At 66.8% G+C, this 10944-nt stretch carries 11 protein-coding genes and 1 pseudogene; 8 read left to right on the forward strand and 4 right to left on the reverse strand.

The window, feature by feature from the left end; translation table 11 throughout:
- A pseudogene (locus tag QH470_RS03620) lies at window positions 1-241 on the reverse strand (TetR family transcriptional regulator); the annotation flags it as partial.
- A gap of 106 nt (window positions 242-347) precedes the next feature.
- Here QH470_RS03620 and QH470_RS03625 point away from each other — a divergent pair.
- Window positions 348-839 (forward strand): nitroreductase family deazaflavin-dependent oxidoreductase, encoded by a 492-nt coding sequence (locus tag QH470_RS03625; protein WP_280270812.1) that lies wholly within the window; start codon window positions 348-350, stop codon window positions 837-839.
- A gap of 110 nt (window positions 840-949) precedes the next feature.
- Window positions 950-2242 carry a glycoside hydrolase family 1 protein gene (locus QH470_RS03630; protein WP_280270813.1) on the forward strand — a complete coding sequence of 431 codons (1293 nt, stop codon included), beginning with the start codon at window positions 950-952 and terminating at the stop codon, window positions 2240-2242.
- Window positions 2243-2313: 71 nt separating this feature from the next.
- On the opposite strand, the gene QH470_RS03635 is transcribed toward QH470_RS03630, so the two are convergent.
- The 3 genes from QH470_RS03635 to QH470_RS03650 are packed head-to-tail and all read right to left on the reverse strand — an operon-like array spanning window position 2314 to window position 5589.
- Complete coding sequence (locus QH470_RS03635) at window positions 2314-2907, reverse strand: TetR/AcrR family transcriptional regulator (protein WP_280270814.1); 594 nt, start codon at window positions 2905-2907, stop codon at window positions 2314-2316.
- 46 nt (window positions 2908-2953) lie between these two features.
- Complete coding sequence (locus QH470_RS03645; protein ID WP_342228416.1) at window positions 2954-4300, reverse strand: 4Fe-4S binding protein; 1347 nt, start codon at window positions 4298-4300, stop codon at window positions 2954-2956.
- 59 nt (window positions 4301-4359) lie between these two features.
- Window positions 4360-5589 carry a L,D-transpeptidase gene (locus QH470_RS03650; protein WP_280270815.1) on the reverse strand — a complete coding sequence of 410 codons (1230 nt, stop codon included), beginning with the start codon at window positions 5587-5589 and terminating at the stop codon, window positions 4360-4362.
- Between the two features lie 232 nt (window positions 5590-5821).
- Between QH470_RS03650 and QH470_RS03655 the strand changes: the two genes are divergently transcribed.
- The 6 genes from QH470_RS03655 to thpD all read left to right on the forward strand — a co-directional run bounded on the left by QH470_RS03655 (window position 5822) and on the right by thpD (window position 10783).
- Entirely contained in the window at window positions 5822-6544 is a 723-nt protein-coding gene (locus QH470_RS03655; protein WP_280270816.1) for a response regulator transcription factor, read from the forward strand.
- The gene (locus QH470_RS03660; protein WP_280270817.1) at window positions 6531-7550 is read left to right on the forward strand and encodes a HAMP domain-containing sensor histidine kinase; all 1020 of its coding nucleotides are present in this window, start codon (window positions 6531-6533) and stop codon (window positions 7548-7550) included. Before QH470_RS03655 ends, QH470_RS03660 begins: the two co-directional genes overlap by 14 nt.
- 87 nt (window positions 7551-7637) lie before the next feature.
- Window positions 7638-8225, forward strand: coding sequence for a diaminobutyrate acetyltransferase (ectA, locus tag QH470_RS03665; RefSeq protein ID WP_425302597.1), 588 nt, complete (start codon window positions 7638-7640; stop codon window positions 8223-8225).
- Window positions 8222-9484 (forward strand): diaminobutyrate--2-oxoglutarate transaminase, encoded by a 1263-nt coding sequence (ectB, locus tag QH470_RS03670; RefSeq protein WP_280270818.1) that lies wholly within the window; start codon window positions 8222-8224, stop codon window positions 9482-9484. Before ectA ends, ectB begins: the two co-directional genes overlap by 4 nt.
- 2 nt (window positions 9485-9486) lie before the next feature.
- Entirely contained in the window at window positions 9487-9879 is a 393-nt protein-coding gene (locus QH470_RS03675; protein ID WP_280270819.1) for an ectoine synthase, read from the forward strand.
- Between the two features lie 19 nt (window positions 9880-9898).
- Window positions 9899-10783: an ectoine hydroxylase gene (thpD, locus tag QH470_RS03680; protein WP_280270820.1), complete on the forward strand. Its 885-nt coding sequence runs from the start codon at window positions 9899-9901 to the stop codon at window positions 10781-10783.
- Window positions 10784-10944: the final 161 nt, after the last annotated feature.

Genomic DNA, 10944 nt, shown 5'->3' on the forward strand with positions numbered 1-10944 from the left:
CGCCGCCCCGTCGGTCTCGAATTGGCGGGGGGCCCGCGTGGGCCGGGGGTGCACCACGCGCTGGGGCCGTGGGCATGTCGCGGCACCCGGGCGGGGGGGGCCCCCGGCGGCCGCGCCCCCCCCCGGCGATGGTGAACTCCGCGCCGGAGCGATCGATGGCCGCCTTCGCGGCGGCCAGGATTCGCGCGATGGCCTCGTCGTCGTCGCCGGGCGCCGCTCCGGACCAACCATGCGTACGCACCGCACTCCTCCCGCACAGATCACCGGAAAGCTTACCGGCCGTCTTGACCATACACATGGTGGTGGATGTATGGTCGTCGGCAGCTCATCCGGAGGAAAGGCACACCATGACCGCCGCGACGCCACCGCGCCCCAAGCAACTCGATTCGCCGATACTGCCGAAGATCTTCAAATACGCGGGCAGAGCCCAAGTGTGGGTCTACAAGCGGACGGGCGGCCGCATCGGCGGGAAGTGGCGTATCGGCGCGGGCTTCCGCAAACCGGTCCCGACCCTGCTGCTCGAGCATCGCGGCCGGAAATCCGGCGCCACGTACACCACGCCGCTGCTCTACATCACCGATGGCGACGACGTCGTCATCGTCGCCTCCCAGGGCGGCCTCCGTCATCACCCGCAGTGGTACCGCAACCTGTGCGCCCACCCCGATGCCCACATCCAGATCGGCCGGGACCGCCGGGCGGTCCACGCCGTCACCGCCGACCCGGACGAGCGCGCCCGCCTGTGGCCCCTGCTCCTCGACGCCTACGCCGACTTCGACACCTACCAGTCCTGGACGGATCGCGAGATCCCGGTGGTCGTCCTGCGTCCCCGCTCGTATTGACGTCAGCCGCCGTCTCGGTCAGACTTGCACACCAACCGGACCCTACAGTCCGGTTGGCGCCGTCACCGGGCGATGCCGGTCGGAAGCCGGTCGAGGAAGGCGGATTTCGAATGCGGAGCAGGATTCTCGCCACGCTGGTCGCGGCGATCGTGGCGGGTAGTGCGGGGGTGGGCGCGGCGGAGCCCGCCGGAGTGCCGTCGCTCGGGCCGTCGTTCCTCTGGGGTGTCGCGTCGTCCGGTTTCCAGAGCGAAGGGCATGCGGCCGACAGCAATTGGAGCCGCTACGCCGCGTCGCGCGAGGCCTACGGTGATTCCGTCGACTTCTTCCACCGCTATCGCGAGGACATCGGCCTGGCGCGGGACCTGGGTGCGCGGGTGTATCGGATCAGCGTGGAATGGTCACGGCTGCAACCACATCCGGGGGAGTGGGACGAGGAAGGATTCCGCTTCTACGACGACGTGATCGCCGCGATCCGGGACGCGGGCATGCGCCCGATGCTCACCTTGGATCACTGGGCGTATCCGGGCTGGGAGGTCGACCGCGGCGGCTGGCGCAATCCGGGCGTCGTGGACGACTGGCTGGCCAACGCGCGAAAAGTGGTGGACCGGTACGCGCGCTTCGACCCGCTGTGGGTCACGTTCAACGAACCGGCGTTCTACAGCATGCACGAATTGCGCATGGGCAACATGGGTGTCGGCGACATCCCGGCATTGAACGATCGTCTCGTCGCCGCCCACGACGCGGTGTACGACTACATCCACGCCCGGCAGCCCGGCGCGATGGTGACCAGCAATGTCGCCTTCGCCGCGAGTGGACAGGCGCTCACCGACGCGCTGTTCGAGGACCGGGTGGCCGCGAAGCTGGACTACATCGGCATCGACTACTACTACGGCGCCTCGCTGGCGCATCCGGAAGGATCCAACCCGGTCGCCGCCGACGCGCCCTGGGAGCTGTCGATCACGCCGGAGGGCATCTATTACGCGCTGCGCTATTTCGACCGCAAGTTTCCCGGTAAACCGCTGTACATCGTGGAGAACGGCATGCCGACCGAGAACGGTAAGCCCCGCGCCGACGGCTGGGACCGGGCGGACGATCTGCGCGACACCGTCTACTGGCTGCAACGCGCCCGCGCAGACGGCATGAACGTCATCGGCTACAACTACTGGAGCCTCACCGACAATTACGAATGGGGCAGTTACGCACCGCGATACGGTCTCTACACCGTCGATGTCGCCACCGACCCGACCCTGACCCGCCGCCCCACCGACGGCGTCCCCGCCTTTCGCGACATCATCGCCCGCGGCGGCGTCCCCGCGGATTATCGACCCACCCGCCCACCGGCCTGGTGTTCGATGGTCGACCTACCCTCCAGCTGCCTGGCCCCGGTCGCACCACCACGATGACGCGCAGCAGCAGGGGCGGCATGCCAACTGCGGCAACGCAATCGGTAGTAGGCAACAAGACCGTCGCACCGTTACCGTGGCGCACCGATTGCCGGCGCGTCGCTCGGTACGGAATAGAACGCGCGAGTCAGCAGCGCCCATCCGCGCTCCGCGGCGGCGGGGCGCTCGGCGGTGGGTGTCTTGTGCAGCAGCCCCGCCAGCATGCTGATGCCGACGAACACCTCGTCGACGGTCAAGTCCGCCCGCAGCCCGCCGCGCAGGTCCTCCTCGGCGAGTTTGGCTTTCAGCAATCGGATGACCCGCTGACCGGGTTCGTAGAGCCGCCCGTCGGAACTGTCGCCCGGATCGAGCACGGCGATGAACGCGACCGAGGCGACCAACTGCTCGACGATCGCGCCGATCACCTGCCCGGCGGTGCTGTCGCCCTCGGCGGCGAACCGCTCCAGCTCGCTCACGATATCCTCGAACACCGCGACGATGACGTCCGCCCGCGTCGGAAAGTGCCGATACAGACTACCTTTGCCCACTCCGGCCCGCTGCGCGATCAACGCCATCGGCGCATCCGCTCCGTACTCCGTGAGCACCTCCCGAGCCGCGCCGATCAGCGCCACTCGATTGGCCGCCGCAGCCGCCGGCCCCCGATTGGCCCGCCGCACAGTCGTCATCCCGGTGACACTACGTACCGCCCGACCACCGCCGCCACCGCCCGGGCTACATCGGGAAGCAGCGGGCGAAGGCCAGGAGGAGGCGGGGGGAGCCGTAGGGCCTGATGCGGCCGAGCAGGATGGCTCCGGGGAGGACCGACTTCTTGGACAGCAGGCGAAGCCAGGTGCGGGAGTCGGCGGTGATGCGGATGTCGGCGGCGCCCTGGTGGCCGTCGGTGATCTCCAGGGTGCGTTCGCGGATCGCCACGGTGATCCGGCGCCGCTCGGCGCCGGTGAAGGTGAAGTGGTAGGTCGCGTTCAGGCCGCGGGATTGCTCGCGCTGGAACAGCAGTGGCATCCCGGCCACGAAGCGGGCGATGCTGGTCGGGCGCAGGCCGCGGCCGACGAACTTGGTCTGCTTCTCCGGAAATCGTTGCGCGACATACTGTTCGGCGTCCGATCCGCGGACGACGTAGACCGTTTCGGCCTTGTGTTGCAACGGGCGCACCACATCGTTGAGGTGCGCCTTGCTGTTGTCGAGATAGGCGCCGATGACGTCCTCGCCCGCCGGGCACACCGACATGCAGTACGCCGCTTTGTAATTGGCGCCGAACGACAGGCTCTGCCACATGGACGCGGTCTCGCTGTCGGCGACGCGGGAACGGTAGTCCGCGGCATCGCGGCTGTCGGCGATCTGTTCCACCCACTCCCCGAAATTGCCGAGGAACTCCCGGTAGTTGTGGGTGTAGCAGGCGGAGAAGTCGAAGCGGCCGTCCGCTGCGATGGCCCCGGTCGGGCAGGCCGCCACGCACAGCTTGCATTCCAGGCACGGGTCGAAGTCGATCGGGCGGGAGTACTCGCCGATCTCGGCGTCGATCACGACGGTGCCGAGCAGCACGAAGCTCCCGAACTGCGGATGGATGACATTGCGGTGGATGCCCATCTTGCCCAGCCCGGCCGCCACCGCCACCGGCTTGTGCGAGACGACCCAGATCCGATCCGGGAAGCGGTCCATCTCCATCGGGAACCCGACGGCCGGATTCAGCGCCCGCACGCCCCGCTCCTGCAGCGCCGACACGATCCGGCGCGCCACGTCGTTGGTGTCGTCGGCGGCGTGATGGAACTCCAGATTCGCCACCGAACGCGCCGGACTGCGGATGCTGTCACGGTTCATCCGGCACGCGAAACCGATCAGGGCGCGGGCGCCGGGCAGCGCGGAGTCGATCTCGGCGCGCTCGTCGCGGAGTTCCGGACGGTCGATCTCGACGAATCCGACATCGTCGGCGCCGGCCTGTAATGCCAGCTCGCGCAGCCATTTCGCATCCAGCGGCCCCCGCCGCAGCACCGAATCGGCGGAGCGCTCGCGAACCCGGATGACGGTGGGATGGTCGTCGAGCCTGCTCCGCTTGTCCATCCGGCTACACCTGTTCGTCGGCCGTATTTCCTGCCGCGCGCATCGTAGCGAAACGCGCCTCAGTGCAGTGCGCTGCCCGCCTGCCACTCCTCCCACGGAATGGTCCAGTCGCCGTTGTCCCACGACTGCAGCGGCGGTCCGGTGGTGTTGCGGACCTCCACCACATCGCCCGGCACCGCGAAGTTGTAGAACCATTTGGCGTTCTCGCCGTTGAGGTTCAGGCAACCGTGTGAGGTGTTCTGGCTGCCCTGCGCCCACACCGTGGAGTCCAGTTGGTGCAGGTAGACGCCGTCGGCGCTGATCCGGGTGGCCCAGTTGATGGTCTCCTTGTAGCCGAGCCGGGAGTTCACCGGCAGGCCGTAGCTGGCGGAGTCCATGATCACCGGGTTGCCCTTGTCCATCACCGTGTAGACCCCGGTCGGGGTGTTGAAGTAGATGGTCTTGTTGCCGACCTGCTCGCTGCCGCCGCGCCCCATCGAGGTGGGCATGGTGCGGATCAGCTTCCCGTCCTCGAACACCTGCACCTGATGGGTGTTGTCGTCGGCGATCGAGATGTGCGACGGGCCGATGGTGAAGGTGGTCTTGGAGTCCTCCTGCCCGTACATTCCGTCGCCGAGTTCCGCGCCGAAGATGTTCGCCGCCACCGTCACCTTGGTCTTCGAGGCCCAGTACTGCTGCGGACGCCAGTGCGCGTTGCGGTCGTCGAGCCAGTACCAGGAGCCCTGGACCGGCGGATCGGAGGTCACGCTCAGCCGCTTCTCGGCGGCCGCCCGGTCCGGGATCGGTTCGTCGAAGTGCGCGACGATCACGGTGCCGACCCCGTAGGTACCGCCGTCGGCCAGCGGCAGGCCGCCCGTGGTGGTCAGGTAGGCCTTGGTCTGGTTGCCCGGCGTCAAGGTCGAGAAGGAAGCCGTCAAGGGTCCGCTGGGACCGCTGATCGTCACGCCCTGCGCGGTAACCTGATAGGTATGGCCGTAACCGAGCGGGCCGGTCGGTTTCCAAGCCGTTTTGTCCGGTGTGAGAATTCCCTCCACCGGTTTGCCCTGTTCGTTGGTCATCGAGACCGACGTCAGAATGCCATCGGAGGTGGATACCTCGATTTTGCCTAGCGGGTCGACATCCTCACTCCCGGCTGCCGGGGTCACCGAGAGCACCGGCGCCGCCGGTTTCGGTGTAGCCGGGCCCGGTTTCGTACCGGAACCCGACGAGGATGAGCACGCGGCCATCAGCATCGTCACCAGGGCGATAACGCCCAATGCGACACAGAATCGGCAGCGGCGACCTGACATGGTGTCTCCTGCGCTCGCCGTGCGCCTGCCGAGCGAGTCCCCCGCAGCGCACCATCGCCTAACTGTCTTGCCGGGTAGTTTACGGGGAGACCCGGTGAGGGGGCACATCGAGGTGTTGCCCCACGTTTACGAAACGGTTGTCCGGGGTACTCCAGTTACCGTTCTCTGCCCTCCGTAACCGTGCCCTCGTGGCGCTGGGGCACCAGGCCGAGTATCTGCTAGGGAAGAAGCTATGAGCGCTAACCTGATGATCGTAGAAGACGACGACCGGGTCCGGAGCGCCCTGCGGCTGGCCATGGAGGATGAGGGCTACGACGTCGAGGAGGCCGAAGAAGCGGAGGATGCCCTCGAGCATCTGCGCGACAACGGCGCACCCGATGTGATGATCGTCGATCTGATGCTGGGGGAGATGGACGGATTCTCCTGTATTCGTGAGATCCGCCGCGATCACGATGTGCCGATAATAGTGGTCAGCGCGCGTGACGATACTCACGATGTGGTGGCCGCGCTGGAGGCCGGCGCGGACGATTTCGTGACCAAGCCGTTCGAGATCAAGGAGATCACCGCGCGCATGCGGGCGCTGCGCCGCCGCGCGCAGCAGTTCGCCGAGCCGGACCCGGAGCCGGCCGCTCCCGAGGAGATGGTGCTCGACGCCGATCCCGACGAGCCGCTGGTGTTGTCGGTCGACGGCGGCACGGTGCGCCGCGGCGACGAGGAACTGCACCTGACGCTCACCGAGTTCCGGCTGCTGTGCGAACTCGCGGAGACGCCGGGCCGGGTGCTCTCCCGCAGCGTGCTACTCGAAAGAGTCTGGGACCGTGGCTTTTTCGGCGACGAGCGGATAGTCGACGTGCACGTGCGCCGGCTGCGCACCAAGATCGAGCAGGATCCCTCGGAGCCCTGTGTCGTCGTCACCGTGCGAGGGCTCGGTTACCGACTCGATGTCCAGCGCTGAGCCGCGCCGGGGACTGCGCGAGCTGAGCCGCCAAAGTCTGCGCGGCCGAGCGATTTTCGCGTTCGCCGTGATGTCCGGCCTGGTGTCGGGGCTGTTCGTGGTGATCGTGTCGGTCGCGTCCGAAGGTTTCTGGCTGCCCCTCGCGATCTGCCTGGTCGGGGGGACCGCGGTGGGCGCCGGATTCGGACTGTGGCTGTCGCGGCGACTGCTGATTCCGCTGCGCCGGTTGACCCGGACCGCGGCGCGGATCGCCTCGGGTGAACTCGGCACCCGGCTGCCCGACACCGATGATCCCGATCTGGCGCCGACGGTGGACGCGTTCAACACCATGGTCGATTCTTTACAACGGCGTATCGATCGCGAGCGGCGGCTCGTCGGTGACGTGAGTCACGAACTGCGCACGCCGTTGACGACGCTCACCACGAGTGTCGGGGTGATGTCCCGTTACGAGGACGAGTTGCCGCAGCGGTCGCGCCACGCGCTGGTCCTGGTGCGCGCGGAGCTGGAACACCTGCGCCGCCTGCTCGATGATCTGCTGGCCCTGGCCCGCGCGGAAGCGCGGATGCACCGGGCCGACGCCGAGCCGGTCTCGGTGCGCGAGTTGCTCACCCACACCCTGTCCGAACTGCGCTATCCGCCGGATCTGCTGAGCGTCGCCGCCGACGCCACGGTGACCGGACGCAAGCTGGAACTCGAACGCGCCCTGGTGAATCTGCTCGAGAACGCCGATCGCCACGGCGGCGGGGTGATGTCGGTGGGCGTGGACCGGGCCGGCGCCCAGGTGGTGATCACCGTGGACGACCACGGACCCGGTGTGGCGCCGCAGGATCGGCAGCGCATATTCGAACGTTTCGTGACGGTGCGTCGTGGCCGCCGCACCGCCGCGGGCACCGGCATCGGTCTGGCTCTCGTCGCCGAAACCGTTGCCGCACATGGCGGAACCGTGGAATGCACGGATCGACCGGGGGGTGGCGCGCGCTTCGTCGTACGGTTGCCCGCAACGTGACGAAATTCACTGATTAAACGGATGTAACGTAACCGTAATGAAGTCGACCGGTTGGCCTCAAAGTTCATTGGCAATTCTGGAAGGGTGATAGAGACCCGAACAAGGAGTACTCCATTCGGTTCGCCTCCCCCCGATAGGCAAGATTCAGATCGGGATACCTCTGCGCCTGCGGTGATTCGCACGCCGCGGCTCGGTGACGGGGCGCCGATGTGGCGTATTGCCGTCGAATCCCAGGTATTGGATGCAAATTCCAGCTACGCCTACCTCCTGTGGTGCCGAGATTTCCGGGCAACGTCCGTTGTCGCCGAAATCGGATCGGAAATCGCGGGCTTCGTCACCGGATATCTCCGGCCCGAGGCGCCGGACACGGTATTCGTGTGGCAGGTCGCCGTCGACCACGCCTTCCGCGGTCGCGGGCTGGGTGTGGCGATGCTGGATCAGTTGGTGGACAACGTCGCCGAGCACGGCGTATCGACGCTGGAGACGACGATCTCGCCCGACAACGCAGCCTCGCAGGCGATGTTCGCCTCGTTGGCGCGGCGCCGGGGCGCCCAGCTGACGCAAGAGTCGTTATTCGAACCGCAAGATTTCCCGGACGGTCACGAATCAGAGGACCTGTACCGGATCGCGCCATTGCATTCTGTGGCGCACACCACACGAAAGGATCATCGATGACCACCGCTGAGATGACCGTTTTCGAATCGCTCGAATCCAATGTTCGTGGCTACTGCCGATCTTGGCCGACCCTGTTCGACACCGCGCAGGGTTCGTGGATCCGCGACGGCAGCGGCCGGGACTATCTGGATTTCTTCGCCGGCGCCGGCGCACTGAACTACGGCCATAACAATCCCGTGCTCAAGCAGGCGCTGATCGATTACATCTCGCGCGACGGCATCACGCACGGACTGGATATGTCCACCGTGGCCAAGCAGCAGTTGCTGGAGACGATCGACACCGTGCTGCTCGATCCGCGCGGCCTGGACTACAAGGTGCAGTTCCCCGGCCCGACCGGCGCCAACGCCGTCGAGGCCGCGCTGAAGCTGGCGCGCAAGATCACCGGGCGCACGACAATTCTCAACTTCACCAACGCATTTCACGGCATGACGCTGGGCGCGCTGTCGGTCACCGGCAACGCCACCAAGCGGGCCGGCGCGGGAGTGCCGCTGGTGCATGTGAATCCGATGCCCTATGACGGCTACCTGGAGGGCGCCGACGAGCTGGCCTGGATGGAGAAGGTCCTCGACGACGGCTCGTCCGGTGTGGACAAGCCCGCCGCCGTGATCGTGGAGACCGTGCAGGGTGAGGGCGGTGTCAACGTCGCGCGCGCGGAGTGGCTGAAGCGGCTGTCGGAGCTGTGCGCGACGCGCGACATCCTGCTGATCGTCGACGACGTGCAGATGGGTTGCGGCCGCACCGGCCCGTTCTTCTCCTTCGAGATCGCGGGCATCACCCCCGACATCGTCACGCTGTCGAAGTCGATCGGCGGCTACGGCATGCCACTGGCGCTGGTGCTGATGCGGCGCGAGCTGGACCAGTGGGCCCCGGGTGAGCACAACGGCACCTTCCGCGGCAACAACCCGGCCTTCGTGACCGCGACCGCCGCGCTGGAGCATTTCTGGTCCGACACCCGCCTCGCCGAGGGGACCGCCGCCAAGGGCGCGCGCATCCACAAGTCCTTCAGCGAGCTGTCGGAGAATTACGATGGCGTGTCGACCCGTGGCCGCGGCTTGGTGCACGGCCTGGTGTTCGACGAGCCGTCGGAGGCGAACAAGGTCAGCCGGATCGCCTTCGAACAGGGGTTGCTGGTCGAGACCTCCGGCGCGGAGGATGAGGTGGTGAAGCTGCTGCCGCCGCTGACCATTACCGATGACGAACTCGACCACGGCCTGGGCATCCTGGGCAACGCGGTCGACATGGCCCGAGGAGGCAACTGACCATGATCGTGCGCACTACGGAGGAGATCACCGGCACCGACCGCGACGTCGCGGACGCCGGCTGGCGCAGCAAGCGGATCATTCTCGGGGGCGACAAGGTCGGTTTTTCTTTTCACGAGACCACGATTCAGGCCGGCACCGTGCACGAGTTCCATTACGCCAACCACGTCGAGGCGGTGTGGTTGATCGAGGGTGAGGCCACTCTCACCGATTTGGACAACGGTGTCAGCTACGAATTGGGGCCTGGCTCGATGTATCTGCTGAACGGACACGAGCGTCACCGCATCGAGACGCGCACGCAGATGCGGGCGTTGTGTGTGTTCAATCCGCCGGTCACGGGCCAGGAGGTGCACGACGAGAACGGCGTCTATCCGTTGGTCGCCGTTCCAGACTAGGTAGGAGGACAACACCGCGATGACGTTGGCCGACAGTCGAATCGATCGTTACCGCACCCGAACGCTGACCGCGGTGCCGCCGATCGAACGCAATGATCCGACCGTGTGGGGCCGGATCACCTCGCCGGAGCTGGCGAACTTCGACGCCGACGGGTACGCGATCATCGACCAGCTGCTGTCGCCGGAGGAGGTGGCCGATTTCTCCCTGGAGATCGACCGCCTGGCCGCCGATCCCGAACTTCGCCTGGACGATCGGGTGATCATCGAGAAGAAGTCGAACCGGGTGCGGTCGATCTTCGAGGTGCACAAGATCAGTTGGGCCGTCGCGGATCTGATCCGGGACGAGCGTGTGGTCGGGCTTGCCCGGCAGGTGCTCGGCTCCGAGGTGTACATCCACCAGAGCCGGGTCAACTACATGCCGGGTTTCGAGGGCGCGGGGTTCTACTGGCACTCCGACTTCGAGACCTGGCATGCCGAGGACGGGATGCCCTCCCCGCGAGCGGTAAGCCTGTCGATCGCGTTGACAGAGAATTACCCGTTCAACGGCAGCCTGATGGTGATGCCGGGTTCGCAGCGCACATTCGTGCCGTGTCAGGGTGAGACCCCGGCCGAGCATTACCGGGAATCGTTGCGGGAGCAGGAGATCGGCGTGCCCTCGCATGCCGACATCACCGATCTGGCCAACAAGCACGGCATCGCGCAGTTCACCGGTGCGCGCGGGTCGGCGCTGCTGTTCGATTCGAACATCATGCACGCCTCGGCCAACAACATCACGCCGTTCCCGCGCTCGAACATCTTCCTGGTGTTCAACAGCGTGGAGAACACCCTCGTGCAGGAACCGTACGCGGCCAGGGAGATCCGGCCGACGTACATCGCCGCACGGGACTTCGATCCCGTCCGGTAACAGGATCCCGCGGCGCGCAACGGAGCGCGGTGTGGAGTCGGGTCGGCCGCCGAGCGAGCGCGGTAGCGGTCGAACACCGAAAGACGAGGCGCCGTGCGGGTTTAGCAGCGGGCGGCGCCGCGGGGGGTGGGTGGAAGTGCGGGGGGGGGAGGGGGGCGTTG

It is taken from the genome of Nocardia wallacei, assembly GCF_029868745.1.
In the GTDB taxonomy this organism is placed as follows: Bacteria; Actinomycetota; Actinomycetes; order Mycobacteriales; family Mycobacteriaceae; genus Nocardia; species Nocardia wallacei_B.

Coding starts and splice junctions, on each gene's coding strand:
- QH470_RS03625 (WP_280270812.1), top strand. CDS start 348: ATGACCGCCGCGACGCCACCGCGCCCCAAGCAACTCGATTCGCCGATA.
- QH470_RS03630 (WP_280270813.1), top strand. CDS start 950: ATGCGGAGCAGGATTCTCGCCACGCTGGTCGCGGCGATCGTGGCGGGT.
- QH470_RS03635 (WP_280270814.1), bottom strand. CDS start 2,907: ATGACGACTGTGCGGCGGGCCAATCGGGGGCCGGCGGCTGCGGCGGCC.
- QH470_RS03645 (WP_342228416.1), bottom strand. CDS start 4,300: ATGGACAAGCGGAGCAGGCTCGACGACCATCCCACCGTCATCCGGGTT.
- QH470_RS03650 (WP_280270815.1), bottom strand. CDS start 5,589: ATGTCAGGTCGCCGCTGCCGATTCTGTGTCGCATTGGGCGTTATCGCC.
- QH470_RS03655 (WP_280270816.1), top strand. CDS start 5,822: ATGAGCGCTAACCTGATGATCGTAGAAGACGACGACCGGGTCCGGAGC.
- QH470_RS03660 (WP_280270817.1), top strand. CDS start 6,531: ATGTCCAGCGCTGAGCCGCGCCGGGGACTGCGCGAGCTGAGCCGCCAA.
- ectB (WP_280270818.1), top strand. CDS start 8,222: ATGACCACCGCTGAGATGACCGTTTTCGAATCGCTCGAATCCAATGTT.
- QH470_RS03675 (WP_280270819.1), top strand. CDS start 9,487: ATGATCGTGCGCACTACGGAGGAGATCACCGGCACCGACCGCGACGTC.
- thpD (WP_280270820.1), top strand. CDS start 9,899: ATGACGTTGGCCGACAGTCGAATCGATCGTTACCGCACCCGAACGCTG.